We start from the raw sequence: 17,379 nt of genomic DNA on the forward strand, positions 1-17,379 counted from the left end.
TAATTCAGTAATTCAGTAATTCAGTGATCCGGTGATCCGGTGATCCGGTGATCCGGTGGAGTGGTGGAGTGGTGGAGTGGTGGAGTGGTGGGCCGGGGCTGGGTGTGGTGGGATGGTCGTTGGGAGGTGCCTGGGGTCAGGCCGCTGGGATCTCATAGACCAGGAGCTTCTTCTGCCAGCTGCCATCTGCCTGCTTCAGCCGGCGGTCGGCGAGTTCCTCTGGTTTGTCCTTGAACCGGCTGGCGCTGGCGTGGAGGCTGCGGCGCAGGGGGGCGGTGCGGGTGGTCTTGAGCAGGTAGGGCAGGCTGGCGGCGGTGAAGGCGTCCTCGATGGCTTTCTGGCCCAGAAATGAGGAGAGCATGAGGTAGGTGACGGGGCGGTCGGCCTGCAGAGAGGACAGCCAGGCGAGGAACTGGCGGACGATTTCGAGGCCGTCTCTGCCGCCGTGTCTGAAAATGTTCTCGGGACCGCTCTGCTGGATGCGCTCCACCTCGGCGGGATCGGCCAGATCCACGGGGAACTGCGGGGGATTGAAGGCGATGTGGGTGTGCTGCTTGACGGTCTGGAGCGGGATGTCTGTGAAGGCGCCGTGGTGCAGGGCGGTCTGCTGGGGCGTGATGGCGCGGGTGGCAAAGTGGCGGGCGAGATTGGCGGCGACCTCGGCCAGGGCCTCGCTCTGCACGTCGTTGAAGGTGACGCTTTTCACGCCGTGCTCGAGCAGGGAGAAGATGCCGATGATGCCGGAACCGCAGCCGATGTCCAGCAGGGTGGCGGAGGCATCTGTGGGGAGGGCTTCTGCCAGCACCTGGGCGAAACGGCTGGGGGCGGGCAGGCTGCTGGAGGGTCGCACGTAGCTCCACGCCTGAGGCCAGGGCCAGTCTGTGTGCGGAGCCTGCTGCGGGTGCTGCTGGACGGGGTGGGTGCCAGCCTCTACCTGGCGTACGACGTGCTCGATATCGTAAGCGGCCTGCTCCTGGGTGTAGCGGACGCATGAGCGAAGGATCCGGCCGGGCTGGGTATGCTTGTCGTTCCAGAGGTTTTCGAAGTCTTCGCGCAGCATCGCGGCCAGCGCGTGCCCGGCGCGCATGGTGAGGGTGGGGCTGCTGGACTGATGCATGGTGGAGAAGTAGGGCCAGTAGCGGACTTCGTGCTCGGTGAGGATGGTGCCTTTGGTGGGGGCTTTGCTGTAGAGTTGCCACTGCAGGGTGCCGGTGGTTTCCTGGGACCGGGTCCACTCCTGGAGGTCGCGGTCGATGCACTCCAGGCTGTAGAGGGCGCTCTTGAATGCCTCGGCAAAGGCGCGGGGGCTCTGGGTGGGGCCGTACTGGATCATGCGTTCAGCAAAGGAGCTGCACCGCGGATCCAGAAGCAGGATGCGGACGTGGGCGTCGCTCTTGCGCAGGGCGGCGCGGACGTTCTTCTCGAAGGCCTCAAAGCCCTGGAAGTTCGTGGCGATCATATCCACCTTTTTGGACTTGGGGACAAAGTGATGGCCGCCGAGGAAGTTACCGGACTCGCAGGATATGCCACGGTAGGCGGAGATAAAGTAGGCAACAACTGTCGAGACAACGACACCACCGATCAGCCACTTTGTCTCATCAGGGCTAAGTTTGAATCCCCTTACCGCGAGCCAGGTGACCAGACCATTGAATAGCAGCGTGATGAAGGAAGTTCGAAGCCACTTCTGCATGAACAACCAACCGGTGGCAGCATAGCTCTGGGCCGACGAGAACAGATGAGACGACATGACGACGAGGTTCGATGAGAGTTGCGAGGGAGTGTTTCCTGGCGATCTCGTCGTCGAGTCTCGTGGGTGCTGTTGCCAGCGCGTGCCGTCTGATAGACGGGGCTGCAAGGCGTGCAAGCAAATTTTGTTCCAACTGGTGGTGTGATGCGAGGTGCCACGGCGTGGCGACGTGACGGCACCTGGAGGAGGTTGTTACCTCTATCTGGCGTGCGGGGGCGGACAGTGCAGGCAGCTGGGAGGGGCGATGCCGGGCCGGGCTGTGCTGTGTTCTCTGGTGGTGGAGGGTGGTTTCCTCTACTCCGCGCTACTCTGCGCCTTCGACACGGATCCAGACGCCGGGGGGTTGGAGGTTTTTGTCCCATTTCACCTCCAGGATTTTCACGCGCTGGCCCTGGCGCACGCTGCCGATGGGCTCACCTTGTTTCCACTGTCTGTTGGGCCCGGGGGTGAGGGAGTCGCGGACGTAGACGAAGGCGTCGGCGGTGACGATCTGCCCCTCAGTGGGCAGGGGGCCGTACTGGCCGTTCGCGGGACGGAAGGACTGGGCGCGGAGGCGGGGCGGGGTGCTGGCCTTGGGATCCAGCCAGCCGTAGATGCACCAGCCGGTGACGGCGGGCGCTGCCGGGGGGGTGTTGCCTACCTTAAATGACCACAAACGCACGGTCTTGTCTGAGCTGCCGGTGGCAATCTGATCGCCCTGCTGGTTGAAGGCGACGGCGCTGAGCCGGGCGGTGTGGCCGTCGAGCTTGTAGCGGGCGTCGAGTTCGTCATCGAACCAGAGGCGGGCGGTGTTGTCGGTGCTGCCGGAGAGGAGGATGTGCCGGGTGGTGGAGGGGTGGTAGGCGAGCACGCGCACCTCGCCGAGGTGGCCCTTGCGCTCCAGCTGGAGCTGGCCGGTCTGGGCATCCCAGATGCGGATGACCTGGTCTGCACCGGCGCTGGCGACCTTTCTGCCATCCGGGGAGAAGATGGCCTGGTACACGGCGCCGTCGTGCTTGCCGGTCCAGAGCGGGGTGTTGCCGGGGTTCGAGGAAGCGGCGGCCGCCCAGACGGAGACGGACTTGTCGCCGGTGGTGGCGGTGACGATGAAGGTGCCGTCCGGGCTGTAGACGGCGCGTTTGACCGGGGCGGTGTGAGGGAGGAGACGGGGCTGGGCGGGCCCGTCGACCTGCCACTGGGCGGCGCCTCCCACGTCCAGGGAGGCGATGACCTGGGTGCCATCGGGGCTGAAGGCGGCCCAGGTGGGGGTGGTGTTGAGCTTGGCGAAGCGGTCGAGTCGCTGCAGGTTGGCCGGGTTCCAGACGTTTACCGTGCGGTCGGCGCTGGCGGAGACGATGCGGGTGCCGTCCTGGTTGAAGTTCACGCAGGTGATGACGTCGCGGTGGCCTTCATAGGCGGAGGTGAGCTTGCTGGTGAAGTTGTAGAGCCGTACGGTGGAGCCCTGGCTGCCGATGGCGAGGAGCTGGCCGCCCGATGCGGGGCTGAAGGCGAGGGTGTTCACGCCGCCGCTGCTGCTGCCATTGATGGCGTAGTCCAGCGGGGTGCCCTGGGCGTTCCAGGTGAGGACGCGGTTGGTGCTGCCGCCGGCAGCGAGCTTGCCATCAGGGGCGAAGGCGACGGCGGCGACGGGGGCCTCAAGCTGGGGCAGGGATTTGATGAGGGCGGGGGCGGGATCGCCGGAGTTCTCCGTGGGGGCCTGGACGGTAGGTAGCGGGGCGGCTGCGGTGGCCTGGGCCACTACGGCTTCGCGGCTCTGCTCCACGAGGTTGAGGACGGTGGAGAGGTTTTCTATCGCTGTGCGGGCGGCGGGTTGCTGGGCGGCGGGAAGGTGGGTTATTTCCTGATAGCTGTTGCGGATGGCCTGCTCGATGGCTGTCAGCTGGTCCACGCTGACGGCGATCTGGGTGCTTTCTTTGGCGGAGTCCTCCTTGATCTTGTTGTCGGCTTCGTCGCGCTCGGCGATGACCTTTTTGAGATTGGCGACGGTGGCTTCGAGTTCCCGCGTTTTGTCCTCCAGTTCTATGTTCTTGGCCTCCAACTCCCTGCCCTTGGCCTCGGCGAGTTTCCTGGCTGTATCCGCTTCCCCTTTGGCGGTGATCGCGTTGCCTTCTTCCGTCTTGGCGAGGGCGGCTGCCGTCTCGGCTTTCCCCTTCTCGCCCCATCCCCAGATCCCGAACCCCACGGCAAACGCAAGGGCGATGCCGAGGGCGACGATCCAGCGGCGGAGGGTGACGGTGTGTTCCCGGGCGCGTGCCTGAGTCAGGGCGCGGCTGGCGGTGAGGAGATCTTTTTCGATCTGGGTCAGGTCGTCTACCTGATCTGCCAGCTCAGTGAGGGGGCCCTCCTCCAGCAGAGAGGACTCGGGTCGGCCGAAGCGGTTCCACCCGGTGGCGAGTTCGCGGAGAGAACGACGCTGCCTGACGAGCAGCGCCAGGGTGGGCCAGTCCTGCAGGAGGGAATCGCTGGCCAGGGTGTAGGCGGCATCCGGCTCGGCCCCGGCCTGCTCAGAGATGAGGATGCCGGCGCGGGCCAGGGAGTCTACGAGTGTCCGGGCCTCCGTCCCTTCCGTCAAGAGAGGGTCGGACTTGAGCAACTGGGTGCGGCCGGTCTCATAGCGGGGGCCGGTGATGTTGAAGAGGCGGAGCAGGACCCTGTGGAGCTGCTCCTGGCTGGCGGGGGAGAGTTTTGCCTCGAACTCGCGCGCCTTGGCGGCAAGATGGGCGTTGACGCGGGCGGTGCTCTCTGCGTCGCAGTCAGTGTCTTCGTCAGTGGTGGTGGGGTCGTACTCCGCGAGGCTGAGTGAGCCCAGCCCATCTGCATAGGCGCGGCTCACCGTGACCAGGACGCCGTACCAAAAGTCAAGGATGCCCTGGGCATTGTTGCGCCCCTCATCATCGGCCAGATGGGTGCCATAGTTGCGGACCTGCTGGAAGAAACGGACCAGTTCCTCCGGAATGGGGGCATTCGGTCCGCCTTCGCGCTGCCTGCGTAAGAGCGTGCTGTGTGCCCTGCGCAGAGCGTCGGGGGAGGTGAAGGCGGTGAGGCGGCTGGAGTTGGAATCACCTGTGGACGCAGGTTCCCGCGAAAGTGGCGCCGGTGCAGCAAGAGGAACGGGGCCACAGTCGTCCGAGGTAAGCGTGATTTCGTACGAGTCGTCTACTGTGTGTAGGGAAGAGACAAGGTTCCTAACGGCAAATGTGATAAGTCGGCCGAGTCGATGCTGCACCTCTGGCACGTCACTCACGGTGTCCAGAATGGTCTGAAGCTGTCTGATGCGAAACTCCCGCTTGGGCACCTGGACGAGGGATTGGGCCTCCAGAGACACTCGGTTGAGCAACTCCTGATATTGGCCGTCTGAAAGGCTTTCCAAGTTCGCGAGCGGCTGTTCGGGGAGGGGTGAGTTCATGGAGCGCGGCGGGAAAGAGAAGGCGTCTTGTTGAGATTGTCGCGTGGCTGGTGGCGGATCACAGGAGGTCCTGCAACGGCCTGCGCAAGCTTGCGACGTGGTCGGCGAGGGCGAATAGCTGGTTGTCCACCTTCATGAACTGGTCTCGGCACTCCCGCGCGAGCAGTTGAAAGCTTGCGGGGAGCTTGAGTCGGTTTGCGCTGTCAATGAGGGCTTGGTTGGCATTGACGTAGTCGGTGATGCGGCCTGGTCTATTGGCACCCGCAGCCAACGGGGTGAGATTGTTCAGGCTCAGAATCATAAATTGCCATCGCATCAGAAACTCATTGTAGGCATCTGCGGCAAGACAGCGTTCGACCTCCCAGAGCAAGTTGTCCAGATCCTGCCAGCGGTGATGAAGGTCTATGCTCTCCTTCAGCGAGGTGTGGACCGTGGAACAGGCTTTACTGCCTGAGAGCAGATCATCCCGCCCGGGGGCAGTGGACATGCTTCCCACCTGTTCCAAAAGATCGGCCAAAATGGTAAGGTCCATCATGTCCGCGTTCTGAACCAGATTGTTGTTGATCCGGGACATTTGTCTCCTGAGGATGGATCCGATGGTATCACAAGCCTTGCTGGCTCCTGCGTAGTTGTCTTGGGTGGTGGAGGCTGATTTCAGGGCGTTTTGGATGTCAGTGTGCCACACCCGGGCTCTCTCCTGCTCCAGCATCAGGTTGTTTCCTGCATCCTGTGGGATGGCTGTGATGGACTTGGCTGTCAGCTCCATCCTTCCACTGATTCCACAAATCGCTGTTTCGTAGGTGTTCAGATTGGTGGCATCCTGCAGGCCTGCTCGTGCCGCCCAGGCTGCGGTGGCATACGGGAGCTGGAGGTAGTGCAAATGATCGTGAAGCATCTTCTGGGTGCGAAACTCCAGCAGAGTGTCACTGAGCAATTGCAAATAGTGTCGTCTGGGGGCAAGCAGAGCGCTCACTGCGGGGTCCGTTTTTTGCTGGGCGACACTGACGAGTTGTTTCCCGATCTCCCCCAGTTGGCCAGTGACGGAAAGGTCCACGAATTCATAGCCGTGGGCTCGCAACCAGGTCCGGAGGTGGGGGATGGGGATGAAGCAGTGCTGGCCCTGGGGGCCAAAGGCGCCGCGGTACACGCCGGCATAGCGGTCCTCCTGAAAGACGCCTCCGCCGCTGGTGCCGCGGGTGGGTGAGCCCATGCCGGGTGAGAGGATGCCCATGGAGAGCTCCTTCAGATGATTCAAGAGCGTCCACGCCGGATGAGGAGCGGGCACGGTCTCGCCCTGGTGGACATCGATCAGGGGGCTGCCGGTGGTGTAGCCGCAGATGTTGAGGCCGCCCATGCCCTTTTTGCAGGCCTCGTCTGAGAGAAGGGGGGACGGATCTGCCCCGGTGGCGGACTTGAACTTGAGGAAGGCGAAATCTTCCGGCCCCTGAAGTGGAGTCGAATCGGTGGGACTCAACAGGCGGTCGACTTCCAACTCAAAAGGGGGAAAACCCTGGTAGGATATGCCGGGTGGCCAGGCCAGGAGGTTCGCGGAATAAGGACCGTCGGTTTGGTCGTTGGTGCGCAGCACATGCTGGGCGGTCACGAGACGGCGCTCGGCCGCAGGCGGCGGGCCTGCGTCCCCCGGGGCGGGGATGGGGCGCACCCAGACGAGCACGGCGCTGGCCTCGCTGATCCCGGTATCCAAAAACCAAACTGGCAGGGGCATGAGATGCGGGGGGAGTTGGAGTCGAAGGTGGGGCCGGTGGTGACGCTACAGACACCACGCGGCGAGGGCGAGGTTTCGGTCGGTGGCACCTCTTTCGATGCCGGAGACGTGGAGGCCGAGGATGGCACCGGTTTCCAGATCGATCAGGCAGCCGCCGCTGGTGCCGGCCAGGGTGGAGCAGTCGTGACGGATGTAGGTGAGGCCGTTGATCTCCTCCGTGGGCTTGTCCTGGCGGATCATGCCGGGCATGCAGCGCTTGTAGGCGCGGAGGTAGGAGGCGTCTTTGTAGGCGATCTTGGCGGCATCCTCCTCCTCTCCTTTGTTGGGCGGGCCAGGGTGACCCAGGACGATGACCTTGCGGCCGGCGAGGTAGTCGGGGAAGAGTTGCGTGGCTTGCAGGCTGAGGCCGGTGAGGGTGGTGTCATCAGCGGCCTGGATCTGGGAGGCGGCGGTGGCGCTGGTGTGGATCCAGGCGCGGTCTGGCGGGTCGCCCGTGTTGGTGGGCTGGTCATAGCCGGAGATCTCCCGGTTCAGGAATGTACCGCCTACCGTGCCATCCAGGCTGGCGCGGCCTTTGGCGGCAGGATTGGGGGGCTTGCCAAAGATCCAGCCGGGGTCTGCGATCACGTGCCAGGCGGTGAGGATGCGCCCGTCCTCCAGCACGGTGCCGGAGCCGCGATGGCGGGTGTCCACCATCTCCAGGCGGAAGGCGTGCCGGGCCCAATGCTGGATGCTCGCCATCTTGGGGGCGAGGTAGGTGCTCCAGGGTTCGGCGTTCTTGTCCGTCAGCGCCTGGAGGTCTTCGTTTCGCAGCAGGTGCCCCACGCGAAAAGCGGGGCCGGGGCGGTAGAGCGCGATGATGATGCTGTAGAGCTGCAGGCCGGAGGGGCCGGAAAGGAGGCCGGCCCGTTTGTGCGAGCCCGCGTCATTGAGGTCCTTGAGATCTTTCCTCAAGCTGGCCAGCGTGAGGGTGGGTTTGTCGGTCGGCTGGTCGGACTTGCGGGCGACGCCAAAGGTGAGGCCGCCGGTGGACCGGGGCCGGTCGTCGTCGCTGCCGGCATCCTCGCGGGTGGCGGAGTAAAGGGTGAGGCCGGAGTCGCGATTGTCTTTGGTGCTGCCGCCACTCCCGCCGCCGCCTACAGGGGTGCCGCCAGAGCCGTGCTGGAGGATCGGGAGCGGGATCTGGATGGAGTCCAAATCATCCAGGATGCCCTTGGGATTCTCCAAGAAGTGGCCAAACTGTTTTGACAAGTCCATGAGCGCGGGCGCGTGAGGCTATCTGATTGGTCATGGAGAAAATAGGGAGGGAGGAGCGGGGCGCAAGTGAGTTTTTCGATGGGGGGAGGTGGGCTAGGCATCTATCGCCAGAATGGGTCAACACCCTGTCGCTCAAATTCCCGCTGACGGGTTTTCAGATCTTCCATAATTGCACGGATTGGAATTGCCTGTTTGTAGATGAGTGTCCCGGATTCCCTGTACACCGATTGATGCAGACCGACGAGACGCAGGTCCCGGTCAAGACAAGGGGCACCGGAGGCTCCGCCCAAAGTGGGGACGTTGTGACGAATGCGTTTGGTTGGCCATGGGGATGGAAGCGTGACACCATGGCTCATCTGGAGGGGCATTTGAGGACGATTGGTATTGGCCTGCGAATGATGCAGGATGATTAGGTGGTCGCCCGGGTCGATGTTGGTTGCCGAATCTAAGTCAAAAAATCCAATGGTATCCGCGTCCACCCAATGCAAGGGGGCGCTGGCGACCTTGCGCTCCAGTCGGAGGACCACGTAGTCCAATTTCTCAATTGCAGGTTCGAGAGCAGGCCGGGCCAGATCGTTGGAGTCAACATCGCTATAGACGATGTTCCAGAAGGGGTGGAGCCCGATGGTTTCACCTGGGTGGATCTGCCCGGTATCAGAGTCCTGAATGTGACCAAAGATGCATTGAACTTCCGTCGGAGGCATCTCCCTAACCAGCGCGTGGTGGATGACGTGAAAGCTGGTGATGACAAGATCGGGCGCGATGAGAAACCCGGTGCCACCACCCTTCCCGGAAATCGTCACCTGACAGACGGCCCGGGAAAATTGCTTGAAAGTGTCCAGGAACTCACTGACGGTTGAGAACCGGGAGCTCTCCTTCACAATGCCTTGTAAACCCGAGGGCAGCTTGAAAGTGCCAGGCTTGACAGGCGGACGAACTTCAGGTGCAGACAGCTCTTGCGCGATCGCCTGGATTTCTTCATTCCATGGGAACTCGGCTGACACAGCCTGAATCAACTCATTCGCCCAGGATTCTCTATTGGCCAGGTCTACGAGCGTGTATGCCAACGATTGAATGTTGGCAGGTCGTGGTGCGATCTTGTGCAATTGCTTGTTAAGTCTGGTATGTAAGAAGAATTCAAGGCTGTCGGCGTTGAACAACTTAACAAGCGCCTTTGTGACGTTTGCAATTTGGGGTCCAGTAAGCATTGCGCTCTGCACCGGATCGACTCCGTTGAGAAGTTGGTCGATCGATACTCTCCCTACATCCTGGATGTAGACGGTGGATTCTCCGTCCCGCTCCATCTCGATGAGCTTATGGTACGATTCCAGTTTCTGAGGATGACCTGGGACGGGTACGAGCTCGATTGCGCCAAGTTTGTTCGAGAAACTTTCGTTGATGGTGTTCAATGCTTCGCGTATCGCGTCAAGGAGGCTTCGACGACCAGGAATGTTTCCTTGAACTTCAATTGTTAGTGTGCGATCTTCCAGATCTGCCTTGATGCGCGCCTGCGTACCGTTCCATTCCAAGATGGCGCCGTAGCGCCAGGCGAAGTCTGGCGGTATGTAGCGATGCATGGCGACGATCAAGCGGCTCATTACGAGTTGGGGGAGCACGGTGTATTCATAGACACGGGCGAGCGCTCCCGACCAGTCCTTCTTGAACCCTTCTTCCTTCTGTAGAAGGTCAGGTACCAGCATGGTGCGCTCCGTTCTTCCTGGATTGTCGAACTCAAAACCAAGTTGAAAACGGAGCATCATCTCCCAGATGAAGTCTGCATGCTGGTCATATTTGTAGTCAGGGACGGACTTTAGCACCTCTTTGTAATACATGTACTCGAGCCGACCATGATTCTGTTTCAGTCCGTGGTCGCTCAGCAGCCGATATACGGCTGCCGTAATCCATTGAGGGTCACAGACGATGGCGTCATTCACCAAGCCGCTGCCTCTGAAGTGGAATACAGTGCCCACGTCGTGAAGCAAGCTGAGAAGAGTTTTGTTGTGCTTCTCATCGACCTGGCAGCTGGCGCATAGAACTTCAAATTCTTTGAGGCCAATTGTGGCGCGCTCCTCGCTCTCGATCCTGTTTTTTAGCTCTCGCCACTCAGAAGGAAAAGGCGTCTTCACGTGCGCCACGTCATTGGCCGCGGTGAGGGCGATGATGTCTCGCAACTCGTCCAGGCCTGACTCGCTGTCTCTAGAGCAGGAGACTCTTTTGGCGGAGCGTTTGAGTTGGGGGTACTTGTCATGGAGCTGGTTCCAGTTGAGCTGCATGCGCTGCTCGTCAAACTTATTGCATACCACGATGACCGGCGAATTGCCGCCAAAGCTCTGGATGAGTCTCAACCAATACTCCACGCGGCTCTCGGCTTCACTGTGTTGGCTGTCCAGGACCAGCAAGTAGAGACTGTGCTCGGTGAGAAACAGCTGGTGCAGGGAGTTCATGATCTCCTGCCCGCCAAAGTCCCAGATGTTGAGTGTGACTTCGCCTAAACCCGGACACTGTAGTGGCATCTTGTGACGTACGATTCCGGGTGTCGCACGCTCATGCCTGCTGAAGGCTTGGCCCGTCAAACGCTTGATGAGCGAGGTCTTGCCCACCCCTCCCTCGCCTACCACAACGACTTTAACCTCTCGCAAGGAATTCAAGCCGACAGGGGAAGTGGGGCGTTGTGCCGGATCCTCATCTGGCGGTGAATTGGCGTCCGGAGTCTCGGCGGGACCAGGCGGTACAGGTGGAGTCGGGACCTGAGTTAGTCTCTCCGCCACTTTCGCGTACTTTCCACCAAGTCTGCGCAGGACTTCCGCGGTGATGTTTGCAAATGTGGAGGAGCCGGGCCCAAAGCTGGATGCGGTGACGCTGTCCGGATCATCAACGATGGCCTGGAAATCCAGAGTCGCACCCATGTGGTGCATGAGGTAACCGGAGACGATGCTCTGCACTTCTATCATTTCCGGGAACCACGCGGCGTCCAAAAGGCATTTTCGAATGCCGGGCGCGAAGTCAAAGTCCACATAGTCTGGCTCCACGGGCGAATCAGCTGGCGTGACGCGTTCGACCAATCCGCTCAGGAAGACCTCTGCCAGATGCATGGGGCTGGAGTTCGGCACCATGGTACACTGAATGACGCGAGCGATAGGAAGGCGTAGTGGCGAGGAAGCGAGAAGACAGAGAAGGCGGAAAGCGGCGGGATGGGCGTGACCTTTGAAGCTGCGGATGCGGTCTGCCGGTGATTGTGGAGGTGCCGAGGGAGTGTGCTCTGATGTGACTGCGCCAGCTGGCAGGGGCTTGTCCCGTAGCCACACGGCGGGCAACCGGACTTTGTGGTCACCTGAAAGCAGGCGACTCCATGTGTTCAAGGAACCAGCATCTACGGTGATGAGGGGAAGGGGGACGGCGTGTTCTGGGAGACTTTCTCCTGGAAGTTGCCGCCATTGCGGCCGTTCTTGGCGCAAAAGGGCGTTGGGTGAACCTGTCCGCAATGTCTGTACGTGAAGAGCCCGGGCGCTGCGGAGCCCGGTCTGAGACCAGTAGGACTCAGGAAGCGGCTGGATAAGAAGCATGGGAGTATTCTTTCCAAGAACCCTTACGAACTCCGCCATCCGCCCGTCCGACCAGGCGCTACCCAGGCAATCGCTGATGATGATCACGGCATGCCGGCCGTCGCCGGAGACCAACTCCTTGACATCACGTGGCTGGGTGTGTCGCTGGTCGGCGTAGAGCAATGTTGGTTCCAATGCCTTCTCACCTGCGGCGGGTGGCTTAGGCGCGTCCGCATTGGAAGTGAGTGTCCACGTGCGTACATCCCGAAAGGCACCCTGATGCTCCAGGATGTGGCGTAGTTCCTTGGATGCCTGATGCCAGATCTCCATGCTGCCATGCGTGTCCAGCATGAGCGTGACATTCAGCCAACGGCTCTTTGCGGGAATGAGAACGGGATGCCAGATGCGCTGTTCTGCAGTCAGCTTGACGGTGGCCTCCTCGTCGATCTCGGAATTCACACGGGATGCCACCCTCTGCATGAGCGGGCGTAAGGCTCTCGCCATGTTGAGGGCATCCGGAATGGCTCGGGCTGTAGGGACACGTAGAGGCAGGGTGCCGCCTTTCTGCCCTTTGGGGGCGCTTTGGGAGTTGGCTGCGGACGAGGTGTAGCCACCAGTGTAGACTGGGATCGGATCGTGGTTCGGCGTTGGCGACTGGCTGTCCAGGGAGGTGTTCTTCTCCGACCCGGAAGAGGTGCTTTCCTTGCCCTGTTTCGATTCACCGGATCCCTGTGACTGAGGCTGCTCCAACCGGTTTGGTTTGGATGACGGAGCTTGCTTGAGTGGGGGCTTGTATTCCGGAGGCCTCTTGGGAGCAAGCCAGGCTAGTTCAGAGGGAGTGCCATGCTCGGCAATCCAGAGGATATCCAGCAGATCCTCTGGCGCAAAATCCTGCACTCGGACGAGGAGCTCTTTGTAGAGGGCGTACAGGCTCATTTTGCCTCCGTGTTGGGCTCTTCTGTCACTGGTTGAGAGGGCGCAATACTACGTCCTTGATGACCATTGCGTCCTCACTGGATAGATCTCTGGCGACAAGGTACACGGCATTGAGAAGCTGGTCGGTGGACATTTCGCCGGATTCCAATTTTGACTGGAAGGATTTGAGGAGAGTCGTGACCTTGGGGTTGTCTTCTGGGTTTAGTGCCACGCGTTTCTCCACGATTTGGCGAAGTTCATCTTCGTTTGGGAGTTTGATTTCAAGCCGCAGGCAGCGACGCTTGAAGGCGGGGGGGAACTCCCTTTCGTCATTGGAGGTGAGAATGACCAGGGGGAAATCCTCGCAACGCACATGACCGCGCTTGATGCTCTTGGTAGATGATTCTCTCTTGTGCAGCCCGACGGTGATCTCATCATAGACTGCGCCTTCCGGGAGGCGGGAGAGTTCCGGAATCTCAAATTCTCCTTCTTCGAAGAGATGAAGGAGGTCATTGGGAAGATCGATGTCGCTCTTGTCGATCTCATCGATAAGAAGAACTCGGGGCTTTATCTTGGTTGAGGTCAAGAGTGCGGTGCCCAGTGGTCCTAGACGGATGTAGCGACCGATGTCGGGTGCGGAAGGGCGGGCTTTTCCTCGTCGATGACGTGATTTTTGCGATTGAAGAGAGGCGTCTTGGAGTCTCGCCACCGCATCGTAGTGGTAGAGGCCCTGTTGGAGGGTGGAGCGGGAGGTGATGGGCCACACGAGCACTTCCCCGAGCTGGAGCTGATGGGCGACGGCATGGGCCAGCGTGGACTTGCCGATCCCGGCCTTGCCTGTGACCAAGAGGGGGCGGCGAAGCTGGAAGGCGGCATTGACTAGCGCGACTTCCTCTTCGCGAGGAATGTAGAGCGCGCCACGTTCGTTTTGATTCTTTGCGGGGTCAGTGAAATCTCGCCACGGCGGCGGTTTGATGCGGTTGAGAATCGCGTCGTGTGGCTCCGACTGACGCTTAAAGTAGGCGTGGGGATGGTCTGGGGAGGGCTCCATTTGGTGAGAAGGGGATGGGGACTATGAGGCTCGTTGGGAAGGAGCAATCAGCGTAGGGCGAATGGCATCGGGCGGCATCCGGTTGGGATCGTCCCAGAAAAATGAGAGGCCGGAGCAGACAGCGGCTGTCGGTGAGTTTTGTACAAACCACTCGTGGCGTAGCGTGCGGGCATGAAGGGGCCAGTGGTTACGGTCTTGGTCGAGTAGTTGATGGCGAAGCAGGCTGTGCGACTCTTCGGCATCACCTTCGTGGTCTCGTAGCCAGACGGCTGCCGGGATCCCAGAGGTGAGAATTTGGTGGAGGACTTCGGAAGGGCTCGGCTCAAATGTTTCGGAGGCACCCGGAAGTGTCAGTGCGACAAAGGCGTTGGCCCCCTGTTGCAGATCGTTGAAAAAAGTGGGAGTGTAGTCCTCCAAGCTTGTGGCGTAAGAAATGTCTTTGCCGTCCTGTGAGGCAAACAGGGCGGTCCACTTTTGCGTCCACAGAACCTGAGCTTGTTGAAACCGGTCGCCGTCATTGTAGATCCGGTCATAGGAACGGATCAATACGGGCCAATGTGCGCCAACGATGTTGGCACAGTGATCCTCGCAAGGAGAGGTGGTGGCATCAAAGGCATACTCGAGCAGTTCGAATGGTAGGATGACTTCAATCCAGATTTCGGAGCTTTGTGATCGACCTAGGACGATCTGTCGCGCTCTGGCGATGCAGTGAGACAAGGCCTCTTTGAAATCTTTGATTTCCAGTGAATGAAGCGGAAGCCCCTCCAGCTTTTCGTGCTGACCGTGAACGATTGTCCAAGTCGTGAGGTGGTACTTTGGCGCATGAGAAAGGGCATCCCTTTCCAGCTTGATCAAGAGGATGGAGCCACCCGGGGTGGCAGGGAGGCGGTTCGCGCAATCACCAGGTGGAGCGATGGCGGAAAGGTTTACCTTGAGTCGCTTGGCCACCTTGGATTTCCACTTCTCAATTCGACTGCTGAACTTGCTCTGCTCCAATTTCGAGCCACATAGTGCGAGATACGTAAACAATGGGGCACGATCATCACGTTCATGTAGGCATCTGGCCAAAAATCCGGTGCAGCTCGCAAAATCTCTATGTGCCGGGCTCTCAAAGGCCTCTTGAATTTTTGAGAACGCGATGCTGGCGGTTTCGTCATCAACTACGGGATTGGCAGCATGCAACTGCCGAAGCACCTTGAGTTCTGAATACGTGACATTCGCCCCTTTGTTGGTGAGCGAGTCGTCGAGAAGTCCGTAGAGCTGGGTGGTAATCAGTGCTTGCTTGTCGAGGGCTGCAAGGAGTTGCTCAAACCCACCCCCTCTGAACTGGTTCTCGCATTGATCGAGTAGATCTTTGACATCCTCTTCAATGCTTCTTCCGCCCTTCCAATGGAAGAAGCGAAGATTCATTTCGAGCTGCCGCCATTTGGTATCGCTGTCCAACATTCTAGAGAGGATGTTCGCAACCTTCGGGCGTAAGTCTGCTGAGAGCTGGCAAGCTTGAGACGCAGGATCGGAGTCAGCGATCTCCACCAGTTGATAGCCTTGGGCCCAACACCAACTGCGAAGGACATCAATTTTGGTGAAGACGTGACGAAGCGATTTCCTGTACTCGCCTTGATAGATGCCCGCGAACCGGTCTTCTACAAACGCGCCGCCACCGCTCGCTCCTGGTCCCATGATCCCGCTTCCAGATTTGAGCTTGACTTCGGGACCGTCAATCATCTCGATAATACATTTTTCGATAACATCAGGGATGACTTTCCCTTTGTTTTCGTTATTGCGAGCACTGCCGCCAGTGTGTCCACAGAGAGTGATTGGGCGATTAGGGGGGTGTTCCAGGTGCCCGCTGCGAAGTAACTTGGTAGCCGGGTAACCTGAGTCGATTCTACCCTTCGAGAACTTTAGGAAGGCGATGTCATTTGAATCGGACAAGCCGACTTCGGCAGGATGTGTGAGCTCAGCGTCGATCTCCAAGTCAAATGAGGCACTTCCGGTGTACCCGACTCCAGGAGGCCAGCCTCTCAATGCAGTCGTATAGCGAATTGAATCTGAATCTGAGTCTGAATCAGAATCTGAGTCTGGGTGAATGAGAACGTGACGAGCCGTCAGCAGGCGCTGCTCGGCTACGGGTCTTTCTGTCGAGGTTGAGGTTTTTCTGACCCAGACAAGGACCGCGCTGCCTTCATTTTTGTCAGCTTCGAGGTACCAAACGGGGTAGTTCATGGATGCAAAGCAATGAGGGTAGGGTTCAATGGGGAGCTTGAGGGACGTCAGCGGAATGAATACCAAGTGGAGAAAAGATTCGCAACGGATTCGGTGAAAAAAATGGCTGAGTGCTTCAGGGTGAGGACTTGGGGGATGAGGAGGGGCCTGGGCGGGAAGTTGGGGGAGCGCACGCATCTTGCCTGCTGTTGCCGGCATCTTGCCGGGAACGTCCGTCGCGGGGTGAGGGTGCAAAGGGCACCCAAGTTGGTGGATGAGGGGCTTCGGACGAGCGTTGTGTGCGTTCGAACCTCAACAGCGACTGTTGAAACGCCTGGGGTTCAAGATGCCATCAGAACTGAAGGGTTGAGATCAGCAGATCCAACCGCCGGATACGGACCCGCATGTCCGGCGGTGTGGGAGGGCTCTGGCCTGCCCGCCTGCTGAGGGGAGCTTAAAGAATTGCGGGGCCTTGGCGCGCGGTGCGCGTGGGCGTGGGCAGGGGCTCACCCCGCACCAGGCCGGGCTTGTGCACGCTTTTTGTCTGGTTACCTTGATGGAATGCAAGCCCTCCGACGAACGGGGGCCGCGCACCTGCATCGTACTCTTATGAACGCTTCAGAACCTCCTCCGGATCACGGCCAGCGTGACCTTGAACCTGACCCGATGCCTCCGGCTTGGAAGAGGGAGGGGGAGGCTCGCGTGGAGGCGAAGCAGACGGTGTCGCGTCGCCCCCGGGTGCCGGGCATCATCTGGGTGGCTCTGGTTTGCCTGTGGCTGCCTGCGTGGGCCGGGGCGATGGCCTTGGCAGTGGAGGTGGCGGGAGGTCAGAGCAACTTGAAAGAGCGGATGGTGGATGTGATCTGGCTGGTGCTGGTGCTGAGACTGGGGTTCGGTCTGCTGACGCGCTCCGCGTGGTCGCGGTGGTGCCTGGTGACGCTGGTCGGCCTGACGACGCTGATGGTGCCGCTGATGTGGGGCCGGGTGACTGCGACCGGGGAACGGTTCCTGCTAATGGCGCAACTGACGCCCATGGTGGTGGGGGTGGTGCTGCTGCTGACCCCGGCGGCGGGAAGGTGGTTCAGGAAATGAGGGGGCCGGGGAATGTGGAGTGGTGGAGTGGTGGAGTGGTGGAGAGTTAGATCATGAACCTTTTTTGGCTCGTCTGGGCGTGGTTGTGAGGCGGCTGGTTGGATTTGGGAGGAGGGGGTTTGTGGAGGTTTGCTGGTGACGTTCCCTCCGATGTCGCAGGCTCGAGGATCTGCTGCGAACCCGACGCTTCCAACACCTGGATGCGCAGCATCTTTGGAGTGCGTGCGGGAACCGCCGCTTTGGCGGCGCTGGTGAGGTGCTAGAACCCCTTCGCTTTCCAGCAGCGCCCGCCATGCCCAATCCCATGCTCCGTTGCGGCCCAATCGATGCCTGACCGACACAAGGCTCCCCAAAGCGGTGGTGCTCACCGCAGTCCCAAAGCGGCTCCGCTGCCAGGTGTTGGATGAGGTGGGATAGTCAGTGCCCGGAGGTAGATTG

The 17,379-nt window shown here is 60.3% G+C and carries 9 protein-coding genes; 2 read left to right on the forward strand and 7 right to left on the reverse strand.

The window, feature by feature from the left end; all coding sequences use genetic code 11:
* Nucleotides 1-136: 136 nt before the first annotated feature.
* The 5 genes from BV034_RS05860 to BV034_RS05880 all read right to left on the reverse strand — a co-directional run bounded on the left by BV034_RS05860 (nt 137) and on the right by BV034_RS05880 (nt 12,575).
* Nucleotides 137-1,747 (reverse strand): methyltransferase, encoded by a 1,611-nt coding sequence (locus tag BV034_RS05860; protein WP_050025069.1) that lies wholly within the window; start codon nt 1,745-1,747, stop codon nt 137-139.
* A gap of 304 nt (nt 1,748-2,051) precedes the next feature.
* Nucleotides 2,052-5,153, reverse strand: a complete 3,102-nt coding sequence (locus BV034_RS05865; protein WP_050025071.1) for a hypothetical protein — start codon at nt 5,151-5,153, stop codon at nt 2,052-2,054.
* Nucleotides 5,154-5,211: 58 nt separating this feature from the next.
* Nucleotides 5,212-6,879: a hypothetical protein gene (locus BV034_RS05870; RefSeq protein ID WP_050025074.1), complete on the reverse strand. Its 1,668-nt coding sequence runs from the start codon at nt 6,877-6,879 to the stop codon at nt 5,212-5,214.
* 45 nt (nt 6,880-6,924) lie between these two features.
* Entirely contained in the window at nt 6,925-8,136 is a 1,212-nt protein-coding gene (locus BV034_RS05875) for a trypsin-like peptidase domain-containing protein (protein ID WP_050025076.1), read from the reverse strand.
* A gap of 101 nt (nt 8,137-8,237) precedes the next feature.
* Nucleotides 8,238-12,575 (reverse strand): SAV_2336 N-terminal domain-related protein, encoded by a 4,338-nt coding sequence (locus BV034_RS05880; RefSeq protein WP_265592684.1) that lies wholly within the window; start codon nt 12,573-12,575, stop codon nt 8,238-8,240.
* Here BV034_RS05880 and BV034_RS35720 point away from each other — a divergent pair.
* Entirely contained in the window at nt 12,522-12,650 is a 129-nt protein-coding gene (locus BV034_RS35720; protein WP_265592685.1) for a hypothetical protein, read from the forward strand. The two genes, BV034_RS05880 and BV034_RS35720, sit on opposite strands and share 54 nt — an antisense overlap.
* Here the strand turns inward: BV034_RS35720 and BV034_RS05885 are convergent.
* Complete coding sequence (locus tag BV034_RS05885; protein WP_050025081.1) at nt 12,640-13,644, reverse strand: MoxR family ATPase; 1,005 nt, start codon at nt 13,642-13,644, stop codon at nt 12,640-12,642. The genes BV034_RS35720 and BV034_RS05885 overlap by 11 nt on opposite strands.
* A gap of 21 nt (nt 13,645-13,665) precedes the next feature.
* On the reverse strand, nt 13,666-15,870 hold the full coding sequence (locus BV034_RS35725) for a hypothetical protein (protein ID WP_265592683.1): 2,205 nt from the start codon (nt 15,868-15,870) through the stop codon (nt 13,666-13,668).
* Nucleotides 15,871-16,458: 588 nt separating this feature from the next.
* On the opposite strand from BV034_RS35725, the gene BV034_RS05900 reads away from it, so the two are divergent.
* Nucleotides 16,459-16,941: a hypothetical protein gene (locus BV034_RS05900; RefSeq protein WP_050025087.1), complete on the forward strand. Its 483-nt coding sequence runs from the start codon at nt 16,459-16,461 to the stop codon at nt 16,939-16,941.
* Nucleotides 16,942-17,379: the final 438 nt, after the last annotated feature.

This window comes from Verrucomicrobium sp. BvORR034, from assembly GCF_000739635.1.
Lineage (GTDB): Bacteria > Verrucomicrobiota > Verrucomicrobiia > Verrucomicrobiales > Verrucomicrobiaceae > Verrucomicrobium.